Below are 19281 nucleotides of genomic sequence, written 5' to 3'. Positions count from 1 at the left end.
CGCCGCGGCGCACACGCGCGGATCTTCGTAAACGTGCCGGCATAGCGGAGACGAGTAAACCGGCAAACGTTTCCGATGAGAGAAAAGCGCGGGGTCGTTGCAGGTCCGAACCACGCCTTTTCTCGCCTCTTGCAGAGATTCAATCGCGATGGCCGATGTTATTATCGGAAACACAATCCGCCATCGAAAAAGCGCGTACTGGACAAGCAGCAAACCCCATGGACACCCACCTCACGAAGCCCGCCGAGCCCTCGACCACCGACCTCGGCCGCCGCGTGCGCGCCGCGCGCCAGGCACAGGACCTGACGCTGGAGACCGCAAGCCGCCTGTGCGGCGTCTCGCGCTCCACGCTCTCGAAAGTCGAAAACGGCCTGATGTCCCCCACTTTCGACGTGCTGCAGAAAATCGTCCTCGGATTGAAGATCGAAATTGGCGAGTTGTTCGGCTCCACACCTAAAGTCAGCGCGAATGGACGCCGCGCGCTGACCCGCAAAAACGAAGGTCAACGCCACGCGTACCGCGGCTATCAGATGGAATTGCTGGCGACCGATCTCGCGCACAAGGCAATGCTGCCGTTTCGCATCCGCATTTCCGCGCACACGCTAGACGCATTCGACGACTGGGGCCGCCACGAAGGCGAAGAATTTCTGTATGTGATCAGCGGCAGCGTGTGTCTTTATTCGGAGCTATATGCGCCGACCCATCTGAACGCGGGAGACAGCCTGTACTTCGACAGCCGCACCGGGCATGCGGCCGTTTCAACCAGCGAAGAAGACGCCGAAGTGTTGTGGATGGCGACCAGCGCGGATATTCCGCAAGTGCCCGCCACCGGCGCGGCCGAGTCGTCGAAGAAATAACGCGGGCGCGGGCTGCAGCGTATGCATGCAGCCCTGTGTTTCCGACTCAGGTCCCGGTCTGTTCGCGGGCTCGCGCCAACGCGCTCAGATTGCCTTCGCCAAACCCATGATGTCCTTTGCGTTGCACGATCTCAAAGAAGATCTCGCCGGTTCCGCGGCGCACGAAGGTCTGGAAAAACAGTAACGGCGCGCCGTCCGCGCCAATTTCGCCATCCACCAGCACGTGTGTGCGCTTGAGCCGTTCCACGTCGAGTCCGTGACCCGGCAGACGCGCGTCGAGTTGCTCGTAATAACGCGGCGGCGGCTCGACGAACTGGACGCCGTTCGCGAGTAGCTGCTCGACACACGCGAAGATGTCGTCGGTGGCTAGCGCGATGTGCTGCACGCCTTCGCCCGGGTGATCCGGCAAATACTCGTGCATCAGACTGGTCCGGCGCGTGCCCTCTTCATAGAGCGGCACGCGAATCGCGCCGCACGGTGACACCATCACCCGCGATTCCGCCGATACATGCCAGTTCGCGTGCAACTCGTGAATCTCGCGGAAATTGAGCAGGTCGCGATAGAAGTCGATCCATTCCTGCATCCGGCCTTCGCCGACCGTTTGCGTCAGATGATCGACCGCAATGAGGCCGTTGCCCACATGACTCAGATCGGCGTGCGCCGTGTCGATTTCGATGGGCCGGAAATCGATGTCGAAGATCGAGATATCGCCGAGCCCGCCGCGCTGGCCGCCACGGCCGCGCCAACGGTCGACGAAATAGATGTGCGAATCGCCAATGCCCTGGATCGCCGGAATCAGCAACTCGCCTATGCCGAGTTTCTCGCCTTCGAACGCCCACGCGCCGAGTTCGATCGCGCGGTCGAACGCGCGCTGCGCGTCGGCCACCCGAATGCCGATTGCACAAATGCCGGCGCCGTATTCCTCTGCATAGCGCGCGGCGAACGAGTCGGGTTCCGCGTTGAGCAGGAACTGCATCTCGCCCTGCCGGTAGAGCGTGACGTCCTTGCTGATATGACGTGCGACCGCCTTGAAGCCGAGCTTGGCGAAGGTTTCGCCGAGCGCCTGCGGATCGCGCGCGGCAAACTCCACGAATTCGAGGCCGGCAGTGCCGAGCGGATTGTGCTCAGGCGCCGACACGGCGCGCAGCGCGGCGTCTGGTGTGGGCAAGTCGCTGGGCATGGCAATCTCCTTGTACAGTCTTTCGACGCTAAATCCGGTGTTTCCGATGATTGGTGTGCACCGTCGATCTACCTGCCCTACAGCAGTTCACGCATGGTGTGCCGCAGCAAACGCGGCTACCGACGGCTTTTGCACCGTGTTTGTACACCGGGTAGCAGGGCGTTCGCAACTTTCATTTTGTACTGAATGGTTCATGCGTGATGGATCGGACGCGCTGGCGCACACGCACCACCGCTGTCTACTTCAACTACTCGCCGACCTGGCCCGGCTGCGCTTGCGCTGATCTTTACCGGCAACCTTGCCTGCCATCTTGCCCGCGATGGCCGCCATCCGCTGCTGCGCGACCTCGCGCACCGCGTCGATGAACGCCCGCCCCACCGGCGACGGCTGCGTGTCCGAGCGCCGGATCAGCCCGACCGGCTCGCCAGTACCGGCAAAGGGCAGCGGCAAACGCACCAGCATGCCGTGCGCCAGCTCATATTCGACCGCGCTCAACGGCACGAACCAGACCGCGCCGTTTTCGAGCGTCAGCGCCCGCCCTGTGGAAACCGACAACACTTCGACGAACGCCGACAACGGCGGCACGCCCCACGCACTCAGCAAACTCTCCGCCGACTGCCGGATCAGCGTGCCGAACGGCGGCAGAACGACCGGAAAATCTTCCAGCGACGTCGCCGGCAAGCTGAGACCCTGCGTCAGCGGATGCCCCGCTCTCACCACCGCGATCATCGGCTCGGTAAACAACTGTTCGAAGCTGAGGCCGACCATGCGCTCGGGATCGGCCAGACGCCCGACCGCGAATTCGATCGTGCCTGCTTTCAGACGCTCGAGCAATTCCGGATTCGCGCCGGTCGCGAGGCGCACGATCACGCGCGGCCACAGCGTGGCGAACTGCTTCAGCACCGGCGGGATCAGCGCGGCCGCGACGGTCGGCAAAATGCCGACCTCCAGCGTGGCGGCGGCCGCGCCTTCCGCGCGCGCCAGCAGATCGACGCCCTGGCGCAGCGCGCTGACACAAGCGCTTGCGTGCGGCATGAAAAGCTGACCTTCGCGGGTCGGCACGGCGCCGTGCCTGCCGCGCTCGAACAGCTTCACGCCGAGAATCGCTTCGAGTTCCGCGACCGTCTTGGAGACGGCGGGCTGGGTGATGGACAGGCTGTCGGCCGCCCGCTGGACGCTGCCGAACTGGGCGACGGCCAGAAAGCACTGGAGATGGCGAAATTTGACGCGGCTATCCGCGAGACTGCGTTGCATAACGGAAGGTTATATGAAACGGGCGAAAACGTCATTTTTCATAACCGCGCAGGTTAGATACAGTCGCAGCCATAACGCCTTATCCCACAATTCCTCGAAGGAGACACTGATGGACGATTCCTTGCTCAGTCCGCGCGACTTCCCATCCCACCCCGACTACGTCTATCCCAGCTACGGTTCTTCGGCCAAACGCGGCCCGAAACTGCCGCTGATCCCCCTGAAAGAGAAACTGCGCGACCAGCGCGTGCCCGTCTACGGCACCGACGACCTCGGCGCGCTCGACCACGATCTGACGAAAAACGCCGTGCGTAACGGCGAGCCGCTCGGCGAGCGCATCATCGTGACGGGCCGCGTGCTCGACGAAAACGCCCGCCCGGTGCGCAATACGCTGGTCGAAATCTGGCAGGCGAATGCAGCCGGCCGCTATGTGCACAAGGCCGACCAGCACGACGCGCCGCTCGACCCGAACTTCCTCGGCGCGGGCCGCTGCATCACCGACAACGAAGGCCGCTACCGCTTCCTGACGATCAAGCCGGGTGCATATCCGTGGGGCAATCATCCGAATGCATGGCGCCCGAACCATATTCACTTCTCGCTGTTCGGCGATCACTTCGGCTCGCGTCTCGTCACGCAGATGTATTTCCCCGGCGACCCGCTGCTCGCGTTCGACCCGATTTATCAGGGCACGCCGGAAGGCGCGCGTGAACGCATGATCGCGAATTTCTCGCTCGACACCACGCAAGAGGCCTATGCGCTCGGCTACGATTTCGACATCGTGCTGCGCGGCCCGAACGAAACGCCGATGGAGCGCTAAGCCATGACCACTCTCAAGCAAACGCCTTCGCAAACGGTTGGACCGTACTTCGCTTACGGTCTGTGCCCGCAGCAATACGATTTCGACTACAAGAGCCTGTTCACGTCCGTTCTGGCCGACCGCGAAGCGGCTGGCGAGCATATTTCGATCGTCGGTCAGGTGTTCGACGGCGACGGCAAGGTGATTGGCGACGCGATGATCGAGATGTCGCAGGTGGACGCCAACGGCCACTATCCGCAGTCGCGCGAGGAAATCCTGAAGACCGGTTTTCACGGCTTCGCGCGCATGGGCACGGGCACGGACCCGCACAAGCGCTTCATCATCGAAACGGTGAAGCCTGGCCGTGCGAACCCGGACGAAGCGCCGCACATCAACGTGATCCTGACGATGCGCGGCATGCTGCTGCACACGTTTACGCGCATCTACTTCGACGACGAAACCTCGGCGAACGAGCAGGACCCGGTGCTGGCAGCGGTTCCGGCGGAACGTCGCGGCACGCTGATCGCGCGTCGCGAGCCGGACAGCGCCAACGTGTATCGCTTCGATATCCACATGCAGGGCGACAAGGAAACCGTTTTCTTCGACCTGTGATGTGAAGCCGGCGAAAGCTATTCCGGGTATTTCTATACTTTCATATAGCTTTCACATACACTGGCTACGATTCAGTTTAGCGACTGGATCGCGATACTCCGAGTAGAGTAGTTAAGCCCGCCTCGCGCGGGCTTTTTTTTGCGCTTTTTCCGCTCAATGTGCCAGTGAGCAGCGCAGCCAGCCGCGAATCCTGATCACATCGGCAATGTGGTCGTGCGGCCCCGGCGCGCCGAGCACGACGATATCGATCGGCCTGCCGTGCACGATCATCCGCATGACGACACAATGTCCCGCCTCGTTGATGAAGCCGGTTTTCTGCAACACGATAGACCGGTCGCCGCCTCGCACCAGCGCGTCCGAATTGTGATAACTCAGGCTCGCGCGGCGTCCGCCGGGGAACACGATCTGCGAGCGGTCCGTCGAATAAGCACGAATCAGCGGATAGCGACTGGCCGCCGCAACCAGCAATGAGAGATCCTTCGCGGTCGACACATTCTGCGCAGACAACCCCGTGCCGTTGACAAACGACGTTCGGCGCATGCCCAGCGCACGCGCTTTCGCATTCATCGCCGCGACGAAGCCAGGCCGCCCGCCCGCGTAATCCCGGCTGAGCGCGGCGGCCGCGCGATTTTCCGACGACATCAGCGCAATGTGCAGCATGTCGTGACGCGACAATCGCGAGCCGACACTCAGCCGTGAGCCGGTGAACTTGTCGAAATCCTGATCCTGGTCGGTGACGTCGAGCGGCGCGTTCAGTGCATGCTTTTCATCGAGCGAAACGACCGCCGTCATTAGTTTGGATATCGAAGCAATCGGCACTATCTGCTCGGCCTGCTTTTCGGTAAGCACGGTGCGCGTGCGTGCATCGACGACATACACAGATCGCGCGCGGAGCAAGGCGCGCGATTGCCGCGTATAACCGCAGCGCGCCAGCAGACGAAGCCCCGGAGCACGCGACGCCGCTGCTGGCTGCCGCGCAACACGTTGCGCACTGCCCGGCTCCTTTATCGAACGTGCGCCGCGTGACCCGTTGACCATGCGCGCAGCCTGACGACGATGTTTCGGCGTGATCTTGCTGTGATGCATGGGCTGTACCGCACTCGTCGCGCGCTTGCGTTTGTGCGCGACACGACGCCGCGCTTTGCCGACGCCAGGCCGTTTCGCTTTACCGTGTGCCTCGATTTTTGCTCGCGACTTACGCGCAACAGATGGCGTAACCTGTCTGCCAACGCGCGCGGAAGATTGCCGCGCCGTCTCGTGAGTCGCACCAGAAGACTCGCCGATAGTCAGCCACAGCAGGCCGAATATCGCGATATAGCGAAGCCAAGTTAAGAGGTGATGAGCAGGAAATTCAGATGGAGAAATTCGACGACCGTACGGCATGCAGTTTCCAGTTCTGTGCCGCGCGAGTTCGAAAATAATGGGCACCGCGTCGGCAACGACCCGCCGATGTTAAGACAGAACCTGCATACGATCAACGCAGAACGGACCTCGAGAATGATGGACAGACCATCCGTCTGCAACAGAAAACCTGCGGAAAAACCGCTTTAGCAACGGAAGAAATCGAGGTTCTGCCCGGCGTGAATCGCGCGCGCGAGCCAGTCGGGTTTATCGCCATGACCGTCCCACGAATTCCCGTACGCATCGCGATACATCACTGCACGGACGGCGTTCGCATCGGCTTCGAGCGAGTCTGCGAGTGCCTCGAGCGTGATGCCGTAGTCGTCCATACGCCGGCGTATCCACGCGACCAGACGCTCACGCGCATTGCCATCGAAATCGAGCAACCCTTGTTCTTCTCGCACTTTCATAACGTACCGGTATCGCTGCTATTTATGTTCGCGTTAGACAAACGAATACTTCGCTAAACGACGCGAAGCTCATGCGATGATTCATCGGAATAGATTGCGATTCGAACCCGCGATATGACTCCCGATGCGTAAAACTTGCACCCGGATATCAGGCCTGGTCAATCTTGGATTAAAGAGAATTCTAAGGCGACTGGCTCGAATCGCTTCTGCTGCCAGCCTCTCCGCATGCTGTGTTCATGCTGCCAGGAGGCATCGGCTTCAGCGTATGGAAAGTAATTCTAGCATTCAATTTATTCTGTTTGCAGCGAGGGGACGCTGAATGACAAATTGGGGTTTTCCGTTCGTATTCCTTTATCGGCGTACCGGCTAGGCGATAGAACGGGCAATAACTGTCAACGGAAGAAGCAGGACAAAGCCTTCTGCTGCAATCCTGTGTTCTGCTGCGTCATACTTCTACATACACTACGCAAACATCACCCCCATACGCGCATAGGAGACACGACCATGCCCGCCTCAACCGCCATCCTTACCATTCTGGCTGCGCTCCTGCTCGGTGCCATGAGTCCGGGTCCGAGCTTCGTGATCGTCGCCCGCAATGCGATCGGACTGTCGCGCCGCGACGGACTCGCTACGGCGCTTGGCATGGGCATCGGCGGCGTGTTCTTTAGCGGCATCGCGCTGCTCGGCCTCTATACGTTGCTGGCCACGGTCGAGTGGCTCTATGTCGGCCTGAAAATCGCGGGCGGTATCTATCTGGTCTACCTGGCGTCGAAAATCTGGCGCGGCGCAGCCAAGCCGCTCGCTTTCGATGCTGCGCAGGCCTCCGCTGCGAATCCGCGCAAATCGTTCTGGATCGGCTTGAGTACGCAACTCAGCAATCCAAAGACGGCTGTTTACTACGGCAGCATTTTCGCAGCGCTGCTTCCGCAGCATCCGCCGATGTGGTGCTACTTTGCGTTGCCCCCGGCAATTTTCGCGATCGAAGCCGGCTGGTACACGATCGTCGCGCTGTGCTTTTCGAGCAAACGTCCGCGTGAGGTCTATCTGCAATGGAAAGCGTGGATCGATCGGGTCGCGGCAAGCGCGGTTGCCGCGCTCGGATTACGCCTGATCCTGACTGCACACAAAGTGGGCATCTGAAAATAACGCTGCGCTGTGATTTGCCTTCAGCGTGCCTCGCCGCCGAACACGGCGAGGCGACGCAACGCGCGCTGGTAAAGGATTGGCACTTCCAACCAACACCCTGCAAACCTGACCGATCCGCCGCTCCTCGCAAAACAGTTACAAGTTAACTGTTGACGCTGATATGCCCTCGCGGTTAATGTGGCACCCGAAGTTCAAGAAGTTCGATTGCTGTTCATCAATGTCTCGCTCCCTCAGCGGTATTCGTTGTCCTCTCCCTTCCTTGACGCTTCAAGCGCTCTTTCACCGAGCAAACTCTTCAATTTTTACCTCAAGGATTCTTCATGGATACCGGTACCGTTAAGTGGTTCAACGACAGCAAAGGCTTTGGCTTCATCACCCCGGACAAGGGCGGCGACGACCTGTTCGCGCATTTCTCGGAAATTCGCAGCGACGGTTTCAAGACGCTGGCTGAAAACCAGAAGGTGAGCTTCGAAACGAAGCAAGGCCCGAAGGGTCTGCAAGCGGCTAACATCAAGCCGCTGTAAGTTTGAAGGGCTCGGTGTCCGGCAACGGACATCGGGCTGCAGCGACACCCTCGCGGAGCTTTTGTCTCCCACAGTTGGCGCGATTCGCTTTTTGGCTGCACGTATTCAAGCAGCTAGCCCAAGCGCCAAACGCCTCGTTGCACCTCATTCTCCCCTCCGGCTTTAACGCCCTTTTTTTCGCTTTCCGACTGCGTTTCGATTCGGCTCGCAATGGCTCGAATCAGCTCGTCCGCGATACTCGTTTTACGGGTTCGAACGGCCGGCTCGCACTCGAATAATCATTAAAATATAAAATGACAAACAAACATATTCATCATTACAACGGCTATGCCGTCAAACCCTCGGCGCATCGTTTGCCCGACGGTAGCTTCTCATCCAACCTGCTGCTCGAACGCGCAGATAGCGCACGCACCGAAGGGCGCTACCAGTTCTATTCGCTCGACTATTTCCCGAACGAAGAACAGGCATTGCGACACTCGGCGCATTGGGCGCATCACTGGGTCGACACACGCGGTTAAGCGTGCGGCTCTGCGAAATAACGCGTAATTAATTCGGTGGAATCTGCCCGCGCATCTTGCGACGCTGGGCAGAACATAAAAAGCATTAGCTTTATTTATTAGCGTTGGTAGCGCGCCCTATTCGCTTCGCTCCGCCTTGATTCGCGCACGTAGTTCGAACTTCTGAATTTTCCCCGTCGACGTCTTCGGCAATTCGCCAAAGCGCACCGCTTTCGGCAACTTATATCCCGCCAGAAACAGCCGGCAGTGAGCGATGATATCTTCCTCGCTAACCTGCGCGCCTTCCCTGAGTTCGATGAACGCGCACGGCACTTCGCCCCACTTCGGATCGGCCATCGCCACCACGGCAGCTACCGATACCGCCGGGTGACGATACAGCGTGTCCTCGACCTCGATACTCGAGATGTTCTCACCGCCCGAAATAATGATGTCCTTGCTGCGGTCGCGAATACGGATGTAGCCATCGGGCATCCGCACGCCGAGGTCGCCGGTGTGGAACCAGCCGCCGCGGAAAGTCGCTTCGGTCGCGCGCGAATTCTTCAAGTAGCCCTTCATGCAGATATTGCCGCGGAACATGATCTCGCCAAGCGTTTCGCCGTCGGCTGGAACGGGCGCGAGCGTGTCGGGATCGAGCACGGTTACCGCAGCCTGCAAGTGATAACGCACGCCTTGGCGCGCGTTCAATTCGGCACGCGCGCTGTCATCGAGAGATTCCCACGATTCCTGTTTTGCGCAGACGGCCGCCGGCCCGTAGGTTTCGGTCAACCCGTACACATGTGTCAGATCGAAGCCAATTTCCTTCATTTTCGCGATCACCGCAGGCGGAGGCGCTGCGCCCGCCACCATCGTCGAGACGCGGTGCGTGATGCCCTCGCGCCATTCGGCGGGCGCATTCGCGAGCGCGCTCTGCACGATCGGCGCGCCGCAATAGTGCGTGATGCCTTCGCGACGAATCAGTTCGAACACGGTCTTCGCATCGAACTTTCGCAGACACACATTAACGCCGGCGCGCGCGGCGACGGTCCACGGAAAACACCAGCCGTTGCAGTGAAATAACGGCAAGGTCCATAGGTAGACCGCGTGTTTGGGCATGTCCCATTCGAGGATATTGCTCAGCGCATTCAGATACGCGCCACGATGATGGTAGACCACGCCCTTCGGATCGCCGGTCGTGCCCGACGTGTAATTCAACGCGATGGCGTCCCACTCGTCGGCCGGTTGAGTCCATGCGAACTCCGGGTCACCCGATTGGAGGAACGCTTCGTAGTCGGTTGCGCCGATGAATTGCGCGGCGTCGGCGGGCATCGCATCGGCCACGCTGATCACGCGCAGGCCGGGAAATTCCAGCGCGGCCCGATGCGCGAACTCGCCGTATTCGGTGTCGACGATCAGCGCCTTCGCCTCGCCATGACGCAGCATGAACAGCAGCGACGACACATCGAGTCGCGTATTCAACGTATTGAACACAGCGCCGGCCATCGGCACGCCGAAATGCGCTTCGATCATCGGCGGAATATTCGGCAGCAAAGCCGCGACGGTATCGCCACGCTCGATCCCAACCTGCCGCAGCGCGCTGGCCAGGCGCCGCGCGCGCTCATACGTCTCGCGCCAGTTGCGGCGGATGTCCCCATGGATGACCGCCGGCCGCTCGCCGTAGACTTGCGCCGCGCGGACGATGAAATCGATCGGCGTCAGCGGGACATAATTGGCCGCGCGGCGCTCCAGGCCTTCCTCGAACATGTGCTTCATCGCGTTGTCTCCTAAGGCGCCGGGCGCGCCGCCGCCTGTTTTCGTCGATTATTCTGATGGGTAAGCTAGCCTAGCAATTGTGATGCTGAACTGTCTGTCATTCAAATGACAGAGTGGCGCGGCGGCAATTTCCTGCCCCGGCATTAGCCTGACGCATTCTTCGACTATTTATGAACGACACACTGCTGACTGCCTCCGCCGACGCCCGCTCCACTCCGCCCGCGCGGGTAGCAAGCGCCGACCTGGCGCGGCTTTTCGCCACCTGCGCGTGGTTTCGGGCGCTCAGCGCCGAGCATCAGGCGATGGTCCTCGCCAGTGCGCACGCGGAGCATCTGGAAGGCGGAGCATGGATTGCGCGCCGTCAGGAACCATCGGACTACTGGATCGGGGTCCATTCCGGCTTGATCAAACTCGCGATTTACAACGCGTCCGGGCGGAGCTGCACGCTGTCCGGCGTGCCGCCAGGCGGCTGGTTCGGCGAAGGTAGCGTGATCAAGCGCGAATTGCGCAAATACGACGTGGCCGCGATCCAGCCGTCACTCGTGATGTTCGTGCCGTCCGCCACGTTCCATGCGCTGCTCGAGTCGAGCCTGCCGTTCACGGGCTTCGTGATCCGGCAACTGAATAACCGCATGGGCGAGTTCATCGCGTCGATCCAGAACAGCCGGCTGCTCGACGTGGATGCGCGCGTGGCGCAATCGCTCGCGCAGTTGTTCAATCCCGATCTGTATCCCGACACCGGTCGGACGCTCGCCATTTCACAGGAGGAAGTCGGGCTTCTGGCGGGGGTGTCGCGTCAGCGAATCAATCAGGCGCTGCAAAATCTTGAGCGGTTGGAGATTTTGCGTCTGTCGTACAACCAGATCGACGTGCTCGACCTCGAACGTTTGAGCGCGTTTGGTCAGGAGCAGATCTAGCGCTTCGCTTTACAGCGCGCGCGTATCGCTCTTACGCGTGATGCGGCGCTCCAGCATCGCGTCGGTGTTGAACAGCGCGAGCACGACACGGCCCAGCACGCCTGAACGCTTCCAGCGCAGGTAATAACGGTGGGCGGTCTGATAGGGCACGTGGCGCCTGGGCATCGCGCTCCACGGCTCGCACGTGCGCAGAACCCACATCACGCTGTTCAACACCCGGCGCGGGTCCATCGTAGGACGACCGCGTCGGGGGGCGTGCTCCAGCGCCTCAGGTAGCAACGGTGCAATGCGCTGCCATTGTTCGTCAGTCAGATCCTGGATCGGATCCTGGCGGGGCGGAGGCATAACAACGAAAATATTCATGGAGTCATGGCGTGCACGTACAGCAAATGCGCTGGCGTCATCGCGAAGAAAGAGTCTATGAATTAGGGCATTTTCAGATTACCCGAAGAGCGCTCGCGTGAAAGTTAACTCTTGTTAGACGTGTCGGTGCGAGGGTTAGAGATCGCAAAAGATTGATGGCGCTGACGGATTGATGGCGGAGAGAAGGCGGCTGTCTGTCATCCGCGAGTCCGCGCATAGGCTCGCCTCGCACGTCGCGGTTGAATGAAAGGGCTTCGAACTGCGAAGTGAGCTGGCGGATATCGCTACACGTTCATAGCGCGCGCTGCCGAAGTGCACCGAGATGGGAAGGCGCGATCGATTCCGACAAGGTGTTTAACGCGGGATCGGTCGAATTGCCGGAGCACCGAATCGCAACAATCAGACCGGCATTGCACTCGGTCTGCGGACGATTTTCTCAATCGCCGATTCTGGCAAGGCCAGCGAAGTTTTTACCGCCAGACGCGCGACATCCGAATCTTGCGCCCATAAAAAAGGTGCCGCAAGCGGCACCTTCTTCATACTGCAACCAGCTTAAGCCGAAGCTTAGAAGCGGTGACGCAGACCGATCGTAGCAGCCGTCTGGTTCTTCGACGACGACGGCGAAACCGTGTTGTCGCCGCTGTAGATCGAAGCAACACCGCCGTCGCCCATTGCGTGTTGGTACACGGCTTCAGCGTAGACGTCCGTACGACGCGACAGCGAGTAGTCAGCCTGAACGCCGATCTGGTGGTAGCGGGTCTTCATTTCGCTGCCGTCGCCGTTCGAGCCGTAGCCCTTTGCGTCCGTGAACGTGTAAGCAACGCCCAGGCCCAGGGCCGGGGTCAGGTTGTACTTACCGTTGACTTCGTAGTTGTTCGAACGACCCGGGCGTTGACCAGCTTCTGCGCCGACCAGGTTGTCAACACGCGATTGCGTGAATGCTGCGCCGACCGTTGCCGGGCCGAACGAGTACGAAGCGCCTGCGCCGAATTGACGTTGACGGAAGTCGCCCGTCATTTCGCCGCCGATGTTTGCCAGCGTGCCGCTCGAAGCGCCGCTCGTGTTTGCAGCCGGGTTGTTTTGCTGTGCGTAAGCAGCGCCCAGGTGCAGGCCTTGCCACTGGTATGCAGCACCAATGCTGTACTGGCGGTTGTCAGCGAATGCACCAGCCTGGTTCGAGAAGCCGTACGTGCCGCCGAACGTGAAGCCAGCGTAGTTAGCGCTCGAGTACTTGATCGAGTTGTTGACCGACTGACCACCGTTGGTGTTCAGGTTGTCGTTGTTGTACGGGTGCGCGAAGAACGTGCCGCCCCAGCTGCCCGTTGCCGTCAGCGGTGCGAGGTAGTCTTGAGCTGCGTCGTACTGACGACCCAGCGTGACCGTACCGTATTGCGCGCTCGACAGGCCGACGAAGGCTTGACGGTTGAACAGGCCACCGTTGTTACCCAGCGTGCCGTTGTTGATGCCGAAGCCGCTTTCCAACGTGAAGATTGCCTTCAGACCGCCGCCCAGATCTTCCGAGCCACGCAGACCGAACATGCTTTGATTGATGCCGCCGCTACCGGCTGCCCACTTCGAGTTGCCAGCAACGTTGCTGGTGTACGTCAGACCTGCGTCGAGCAGACCATACAGGGTAACGCTGCTTTGTGCGTGAGCGACGGATGCGAACGATGCGGCAACCGCGACGACGATGAGACTCTTCTTCATGTGGGACTCCTGTTCGGAAAATTTACGCGGGGAGCGGGACCTGCCTCAGCAGCGCATGAAAGCATGGGCTGCTGCCCTGTTCGCCGACCATTCCGGATCGGCCTTGGGCACCCTTGAAACGAAGCGTGAGTGTAGGGGGACACCCTAGTTGCGACGGGCGCAATTTCCACAACAGGATTTTTCAGAATCAGCAACAATCCAAATGACAATTGTATTAAGTCGTTGTTTTATAGGAATTTATCGCGATTTTCCGGACCTGATTCACCTGCTCTGGTCATAAGTAATTTGCAACGTCTCAATATTCAAAGTTGTGCGTATGCAACAGTGCTTTAATACGCCTGACGTAATCGGGTCGGAACAATTACGGAATATGGAATTTCTGCATTGCCAGGAATAGAGGCAATGAAATGAAGCGTAATCGACCGGTTATAAATTTATTTAAGAAAACCGGGAACTTTGATGGACTAATAATGTCACTCGCGTGATGGCAAATTAATCCGCTTATCCAATTGCCGATTAACTCATTTTCGAATTAAGTTGAATTGTTGGTTCTGAGATATGTCGTCTCGCCGGAGATCGGTTGCGCGGCGCACGTCTGGATCTGTGCAACAGCACGCCCGCGTAAGGGACTAACGTGAAGGTCTAACGTGAAAAAACCGCCATAAGGCGGTTTTTCTTTTCGTGCGGCAACTGGCTTCGGCAACCTCCAAGCCTCGCCACACTTCATGTACCGCAATCGCTGCGACGTCGACGAAAAGGGAAAGCCTTCAGCACGGGTATTGCCCGGAGGTGAATTGCGGCGCCGACCGACGCGTGACAAGACCCGAGCTGAAAGCGGATGGCATGCATCGAACAGCCTTCCTGACTCATTTAACGGCGTAGCCGTCCCCGTTTTTACACGGAGTTTCCCTAATTTCTGCAGAAGTGGCGTTTATGGCCAGCCTATTTGCGCCTAAGCGCCGCCTCGTCCTGCGGCGATGAGTCCGGCGCAAGCGGTTTGGTATCCGGCGGAGTGCTGGGACTTGGCGAAGGTTGCTCGGTGGGCACCTCGAGAGGTGGGTCGGGCGGATCCGCAATCGGGTCGACGGTGGGAACGGTCTGCATGATAAGCGCCTTGTCGGATGGGAAAGTCTCCCGCCGTCAGGCGCGCAACAGCTATTCCCGGCAATAGACGAGAGAGGACGCAGATTCTTGTAGTCTTCGAGGACGCCGCAATCGCCCCGCCGATGTCGCTGCCGCTCTGTAGAAATTTCGCCGACTCGCTGGCGAAACTTTCAATGACCATCCGGAGGACGCCATGGCCGCAGCAAGACGGCTCAGGTCAGTGGATCAGTAATGGCGATCGAGCGTCGACCGCGGAGCATCGTCAGCGTAACCCGTCAGGAAAGCCTCCAAACCGAACAGCCACGCAAAGCAGAACGTGACTCGCGTCAACAAGCGCATTGGCTCTTGCGACGTGATTTCGTCAGCAGCTTGCAGCGGCGTGGCAAGCACGGGTTGAGGTTGAGGCTGGGCAAACTCGGCAGCGGTGTGGTCGGAGCGCATGGTGGTCTCTTTATTAATATGGTCTGGAAGCCGAGAATACGCAAACGACGTGCCACTCCCAGACGATGAACTGCGGACCAGCTGACGACCAGCCTAGCGGCGAGTCCCCGCTCACTCTGTGCGGCAGACCGCCAACGGAGAGCACGCCCGCGCCAGAGGAATCACCATGGAAAGAAGATTAAGCGGCGGGGATTTTGCGATTCAGGTGTCGGCGAGAATGACGCGATTGAGACGGACGGAACGTCCTCGATTATCGCCATCGGATCGCACGCGAGAGGCGAATATAAAGCGCCGACGAATTCACCAGAGTGGACGATATGAGCGGCCCAACTAAATCAGCCGAACTTCCCGTCGAACGAATTAATCCCGCGACACAAGCGCCATATTGTCGCATCCAATAAATCCGCTTTGTCTTCTTTCATGTCGATAACCGAAACGGTTTCGAAACATTTCAGCGGCGACTCAATCAGCTCAGCAGATAGCGCGGCTCTGCATCACTCGAAATCAAAACGGGGGGAATCACGTCCGCGATCGAAGGGGCAGCTAGGGAAGGGCCAACGAACTGGCGCTGATCGCCGAGTCAGAATGGACGCAAACGAAGGGTAACGAATGATCCGGCCAGTCGAGGCCGGAGATATCAGACAGCCGAATTGCGGAACGATCCAGCTTTTGCGGAGCGAGAATGAAGTTTCAAAAACTGCTGAAACCCTTTGGTGGGCCGGGTCGGATTCGAACCGACGATGTCCTTTCGGAGGCGGATTATGAGTCCTGCAATACTGTATGCATGAACAGCCTATAACTCTGGAAACTACGGTGCATCAAGGGTTTGCGGGGTATCTGAATGCTGTGTATACGAACAGTGTTTGCAGTTTTAAGGCAGAAAAACCCACACCCCTTGGGCAGTCGTTATACTGTACATCCATACAGTATTTAAGCGAACCGAGGGAGATCACAAATGGCGGCGATGTCGTGTCCAATTTGCGCACGCAGGCTCGCGCGCGACGAATTTCAACCAGCTGTGGGAGACGTGCCGAATCGTTGGGCGTGCGGCGACTGCGATTGCGTCGTGAACGACTATGACGACGAGTACGAGTCACCCGAGTGGATTGCCGATGCCGGCGCTACGCCGGCGGCGCAAGGTGGGGCGTGAAAAGCGGGAGCGTTTCGCTCGGCGAGGTCGCGGAACGATCTAGCCACCTGGATGTGGCGTGTTCTCGCTGCGAGCGCAAGGGTCGGTATCGCGTCGCAAAATTGGTGGCCGAACTTGGGCGCGACTTCCCAATGACGAATCTCGGTTCTGAGTTGTCAGCGTGCCCACGACGGAACGCCACCGCCCATCACGAACGATGTGACGTCTACTTTCCGGGCCTTCCGAGGATCATGCGTGGCGAAGAGTCACCGCCACCGGAGCCTGACCCGGCAGCGTGCGACTAATTACTTGCCAGTCGGCTTCCACCCGCAGTGCGTAGCGCCTGCGAGGTTGTTCGCCAGAATCTGTTTAGCCGTTTCGTCGGCCAGAATGTCGCCCTTGCTGACGTAGACCGGCTTAAAGATGGCGCAGCTCGTATCAACGAACCGGGTCTTGACCTGCACCTGCGGTTCCTCGACCTGCGTCTTCGCCTGGTCGGCTCCATTCGTTGCGCAACTGGTCAGCAGCGGACCCAGCAGGCAAAGCAGCAACGTCACTTTCAACATCGGTTCTCTCCTTGACTGCGGCCGCGCCTTGTTGCGCTGCTGCCGCGTTCGCTTGGGCCTCGGCATCACGCACCTCGGCGGTTTGGGTTTGCGCCTGCGCGGCGCTGGTTTGAGCCTCGGCGACCTTCTGATCGGCCACCGCGACCTTTGCCTTTGAATTCGCATGCGTGATCAGTGCGAAGACGCCGACGAGCGCCGTGAGAATCCATGGCCCAAATTTGAACGCGAGTTCAATTGCTTCCGTCATGTCGAAATGCTCCCGCCTGCCGCCTGATATGCAGCCTGCAAATGCGCCATCTGGTTTTCGTGCTGGCCGTATCCGGCGCCGGGAAGACTGGCCCACACGTTGGCGACCTTTGCGACCGCCAGTTGAAACTGCCCTGCGTCGATCAACGGAAACGCGCCATGCTCACGCAGTTGCTGCAGGGCGTACCGGTCCTGTGAAATCGGCGAGAAGTCGCGGAGAAACATCTGCGCCTTGTAGATGCGCCACCACTTGATCAGGATCTGGTAGCGGCCGGCCGCCGTCGAATTGCAGCCGGCGTTGTAGATGTTCGGGTGATCGGCATACGACGTGAACAACAGCGGCTTGCTCGGCGTGCTGCCGACCAGCACGTTGTAGCCGTCGTCGCTCAGCGCCAGCAGCTGATTGCCGATCTCGCTGACTGCGATCATGTCGAGGAAGGCGACGCGGTTCTCACCGCCCGCCGTCGCGGCGTCAATGCGGGCCATCGTCACCCTCCCGCGGCACACGGCGCACCGTCGTGTAACGCAGCGCGAGGAACGTCGCGCACAGGATCGTGTAGCTGATTGCCTGTTGCACGCTGTGCGGCAGATACTGCTTCAGGTCGTCAGGCATACCGTTCCACGTCTCACGCAACACGGCGCCGAGCGGCGCAACCACGCCGACCGCCGTCGAGAAAATCACCGTGCCGCGCGTGTGCAACTTCTGCCAGCCGTCGGCCAGCGAGACTCGAAATTTCATTTGGTCCACCCCCGCGTCTCAGGACGCACGCCAGCGCGGTCATAGAGAAGCCGGTCCAGCTTCTCGTTGATCGCGCGGAGTTGTTCCTTGTTGTCGGATTTCTGTTCGCTCTGGTCCTTCTCGACGTGAGTCGTCCGATCTTCGAGACTGCTGATGCGCCGGTCGAAGCTCAGGTACAAACCGAAGCCCGAAGCCAAGCAGCCGGCCATCAGCCCGACCAACGTAATGAGCGTCGGAATGTTCACCGACTTGTCGAACGACCATTGCCGCCCACCTGCCTGCAGCACCGCCCCCGGTTGCCGTTCTTGCATCGCGCGCCTCTCCTTTAAAAACTGCGCGTCCATAAAAAAAGCCACCCGAAGGCGGCCAATAAAAAAGCCAGCTCGAAGGCTGGCTTTTGATCTGCTGTCTGGTAGTCGTTATGTCCCTGCTGCTGATGCTCCACTCGCTGCACTGGCGGTCGACGCCGTATCTTTGTAGAGCGCCGCAATGTAATCCGCAATTGCGTTCGTACGCATGTCGAGCAGATACGCGTCCGGCGTCCGGCAGTCCGCGCCGAGATGCACCTCGTCTGCTGTGTTGATGACGTTGCCGGTGCCGTCAAACGCGAACCCGAACGGGATAACACCAATCTGGGCGATCAGTGTCTTCTGCGAAGCTTGAGTAATTGCGGACTGAAGCGCATAGGCCGCACCTCCTGAGCTGTCGCACGTCTGAATAGGCGCGACTGCATAAACCAGTTTTCCGCTGACCGACGCGCGCTGCGCGAAGACCGTGAGATCCTGAACGAACTGCTGAACCGCCGCGATCTGAGCCGGATCGCTCCACGGCGTCGTCATGTCGTCCAGTTGAAAATTGACGATCAGATACCCGCTCGGGTCTGTCTTGAACTGATCCGGCGTCGGCGGCAATCCGTTGTTCTCGCCCATCACGATCTGATGCAGCGTCGTGCCATCCATCACCTGCGCGGTGACATCGGCCGGCACGCCGCGCGCGGTCAGCGCATCCTGGAGAGCCAAGACCGAAGCGTTCGCATCGCTCGCGGCCACTGGCGCCGAAGCATCATGCGCAACGGATTGAACGTGAGCGGTTGCTGTCGATGAATTGACGAGGGGTTGCCCATAGAGCGAAAGCTTCATTGTCTTCGCGGTCGGCGCCGAACTTCCGCTGTCGCCACCACCGCCGCACGCCGCAACACTCAATGCGACAAGCATTAAAGCACCCACTTTCTTCAGCATTTCCGCCCCCGTATATAGATCTTTCAAGTTCTTACAAGCGAGCAAAGTTTACACGGAAATTACCGGGACGCTACTGTACGATTTCAGCGCCCGCGAACGTATATCGATTTGATGCGCCTTGGGTTGTGCCGTCAGTCGGCGGCGCCGCGATCAACAGGGCTTCCGCCGAATCACGAGCGTCCGTGCCCTTGTCCGGCAACCCCGAAATCTGAATCTGCTGAACGTACATCGAGAATTTGCCGGCGGCCTTCGCATCCGCGCTGAGGTAGGACGCGACGGTGGCGTTTGTGAATCCTGACTCGTAGTCAAGGCCGACCTGTTGCACCACGTGATAGCTCGCGGTCGCGCCGGTCGACGGGGTAACGAAATCGATTTGAAGCGGCATAT

Annotated in this window: 22 protein-coding genes; 7 read left to right on the top strand and 15 right to left on the bottom strand. The window is 59.6% G+C overall.

Features of this window, described 5'->3' with window-relative positions; translation table 11 throughout:
- Positions 1-218: 218 nt before the first annotated feature.
- On the top strand, positions 219-857 hold the full coding sequence (locus BLS41_RS17170; protein WP_074766952.1) for a helix-turn-helix domain-containing protein: 639 nt from the start codon (positions 219-221) through the stop codon (positions 855-857).
- A 46-nt stretch (positions 858-903) separates the two neighbouring features.
- On the opposite strand, the gene hppD is transcribed toward BLS41_RS17170, so the two are convergent.
- Complete coding sequence (gene hppD / locus BLS41_RS17165) at positions 904-2037, bottom strand: 4-hydroxyphenylpyruvate dioxygenase (protein ID WP_074766951.1); 1134 nt, start codon at positions 2035-2037, stop codon at positions 904-906.
- Between the two features lie 243 nt (positions 2038-2280).
- The gene (gene pcaQ, locus BLS41_RS17160) at positions 2281-3291 is read right to left on the bottom strand and encodes a pca operon transcription factor PcaQ (RefSeq protein ID WP_074766949.1); all 1011 of its coding nucleotides are present in this window, start codon (positions 3289-3291) and stop codon (positions 2281-2283) included.
- Between the two features lie 109 nt (positions 3292-3400).
- On the opposite strand from pcaQ, the gene pcaH reads away from it, so the two are divergent.
- Together pcaH and pcaG are read left to right on the top strand one after the other, a co-directional pair.
- Positions 3401-4105, top strand: coding sequence for a protocatechuate 3,4-dioxygenase subunit beta (pcaH, locus tag BLS41_RS17155; protein ID WP_074766947.1), 705 nt, complete (start codon positions 3401-3403; stop codon positions 4103-4105).
- Positions 4106-4108: 3 nt separating this feature from the next.
- The gene (gene pcaG / locus BLS41_RS17150) at positions 4109-4696 is read left to right on the top strand and encodes a protocatechuate 3,4-dioxygenase subunit alpha (protein WP_074766945.1); all 588 of its coding nucleotides are present in this window, start codon (positions 4109-4111) and stop codon (positions 4694-4696) included.
- A 153-nt stretch (positions 4697-4849) separates the two neighbouring features.
- Here pcaG and BLS41_RS17145 read toward each other — a convergent pair whose 3' ends face one another.
- Both BLS41_RS17145 and BLS41_RS17140 read right to left on the bottom strand, forming a co-directional pair.
- Positions 4850-6079 (bottom strand): serine hydrolase, encoded by a 1230-nt coding sequence (locus BLS41_RS17145; protein ID WP_074766943.1) that lies wholly within the window; start codon positions 6077-6079, stop codon positions 4850-4852.
- 164 nt (positions 6080-6243) lie between these two features.
- Positions 6244-6507, bottom strand: coding sequence for an H-NS family nucleoid-associated regulatory protein (locus BLS41_RS17140; RefSeq protein ID WP_074766940.1), 264 nt, complete (start codon positions 6505-6507; stop codon positions 6244-6246).
- A gap of 504 nt (positions 6508-7011) precedes the next feature.
- On the opposite strand from BLS41_RS17140, the gene BLS41_RS17135 reads away from it, so the two are divergent.
- From BLS41_RS17135 to BLS41_RS17120, 3 genes are all read left to right on the top strand, one after another.
- Positions 7012-7647, top strand: a complete 636-nt coding sequence (locus BLS41_RS17135; RefSeq protein ID WP_074766938.1) for a LysE family translocator — start codon at positions 7012-7014, stop codon at positions 7645-7647.
- A 326-nt stretch (positions 7648-7973) separates the two neighbouring features.
- The gene (locus BLS41_RS17130; protein ID WP_028225987.1) at positions 7974-8177 is read left to right on the top strand and encodes a cold-shock protein; all 204 of its coding nucleotides are present in this window, start codon (positions 7974-7976) and stop codon (positions 8175-8177) included.
- A gap of 293 nt (positions 8178-8470) precedes the next feature.
- On the top strand, positions 8471-8695 hold the full coding sequence (locus BLS41_RS17120; protein ID WP_074766934.1) for a hypothetical protein: 225 nt from the start codon (positions 8471-8473) through the stop codon (positions 8693-8695).
- A gap of 117 nt (positions 8696-8812) precedes the next feature.
- On the opposite strand, the gene BLS41_RS17115 is transcribed toward BLS41_RS17120, so the two are convergent.
- Positions 8813-10444: an acyl-CoA synthetase gene (locus BLS41_RS17115; protein WP_074766932.1), complete on the bottom strand. Its 1632-nt coding sequence runs from the start codon at positions 10442-10444 to the stop codon at positions 8813-8815.
- Between the two features lie 170 nt (positions 10445-10614).
- Between BLS41_RS17115 and BLS41_RS17110 the strand changes: the two genes are divergently transcribed.
- Positions 10615-11361 carry a Crp/Fnr family transcriptional regulator gene (locus tag BLS41_RS17110; RefSeq protein WP_074766930.1) on the top strand — a complete coding sequence of 249 codons (747 nt, stop codon included), beginning with the start codon at positions 10615-10617 and terminating at the stop codon, positions 11359-11361.
- A gap of 9 nt (positions 11362-11370) precedes the next feature.
- Here BLS41_RS17110 and BLS41_RS17105 read toward each other — a convergent pair whose 3' ends face one another.
- The 10 genes from BLS41_RS17105 to BLS41_RS17050 all read right to left on the bottom strand — a co-directional run bounded on the left by BLS41_RS17105 (position 11371) and on the right by BLS41_RS17050 (position 19279).
- Complete coding sequence (locus tag BLS41_RS17105) at positions 11371-11724, bottom strand: transposase (RefSeq protein ID WP_074766928.1); 354 nt, start codon at positions 11722-11724, stop codon at positions 11371-11373.
- Positions 11725-12123: 399 nt separating this feature from the next.
- Complete coding sequence (locus tag BLS41_RS39065) at positions 12124-12264, bottom strand: hypothetical protein (RefSeq protein ID WP_171910258.1); 141 nt, start codon at positions 12262-12264, stop codon at positions 12124-12126.
- Between the two features lie 24 nt (positions 12265-12288).
- Positions 12289-13431: a porin gene (locus BLS41_RS17100; protein ID WP_074766926.1), complete on the bottom strand. Its 1143-nt coding sequence runs from the start codon at positions 13429-13431 to the stop codon at positions 12289-12291.
- A 1329-nt stretch (positions 13432-14760) separates the two neighbouring features.
- Positions 14761-14976, bottom strand: a complete 216-nt coding sequence (locus BLS41_RS17095) for a hypothetical protein (protein WP_074766925.1) — start codon at positions 14974-14976, stop codon at positions 14761-14763.
- Positions 14977-16410: 1434 nt separating this feature from the next.
- Positions 16411-16671, bottom strand: a complete 261-nt coding sequence (locus BLS41_RS17080; protein WP_074766919.1) for a hypothetical protein — start codon at positions 16669-16671, stop codon at positions 16411-16413.
- A 243-nt stretch (positions 16672-16914) separates the two neighbouring features.
- Positions 16915-17403 (bottom strand): glycoside hydrolase family 24 protein, encoded by a 489-nt coding sequence (locus BLS41_RS17070; protein WP_074766916.1) that lies wholly within the window; start codon positions 17401-17403, stop codon positions 16915-16917.
- Positions 17390-17656, bottom strand: coding sequence for a DUF7940 domain-containing protein (locus tag BLS41_RS17065; protein WP_074766914.1), 267 nt, complete (start codon positions 17654-17656; stop codon positions 17390-17392). The genes BLS41_RS17070 and BLS41_RS17065 overlap by 14 nt, the downstream gene beginning before the upstream one ends.
- A complete protein-coding gene (locus tag BLS41_RS17060) occupies positions 17653-17967 on the bottom strand; it encodes a hypothetical protein (RefSeq protein WP_074766912.1) in 315 nt (104 codons plus the stop codon). Before BLS41_RS17060 ends, BLS41_RS17065 begins: the two co-directional genes overlap by 4 nt.
- A gap of 108 nt (positions 17968-18075) precedes the next feature.
- Positions 18076-18675: a hypothetical protein gene (locus BLS41_RS17055; protein ID WP_143026302.1), complete on the bottom strand. Its 600-nt coding sequence runs from the start codon at positions 18673-18675 to the stop codon at positions 18076-18078.
- Between the two features lie 289 nt (positions 18676-18964).
- On the bottom strand, positions 18965-19279 hold the full coding sequence (locus BLS41_RS17050) for a hypothetical protein (protein ID WP_074766907.1): 315 nt from the start codon (positions 19277-19279) through the stop codon (positions 18965-18967).
- Between the last annotated feature and the right edge of the window lie 2 nt (positions 19280-19281).

This window comes from Paraburkholderia fungorum (assembly GCF_900099835.1).
GTDB classification, from domain to species: domain Bacteria; phylum Pseudomonadota; class Gammaproteobacteria; order Burkholderiales; family Burkholderiaceae; genus Paraburkholderia; species Paraburkholderia fungorum_A.
This window is presented reverse-complemented; position numbering and strand designations above follow the sequence as displayed.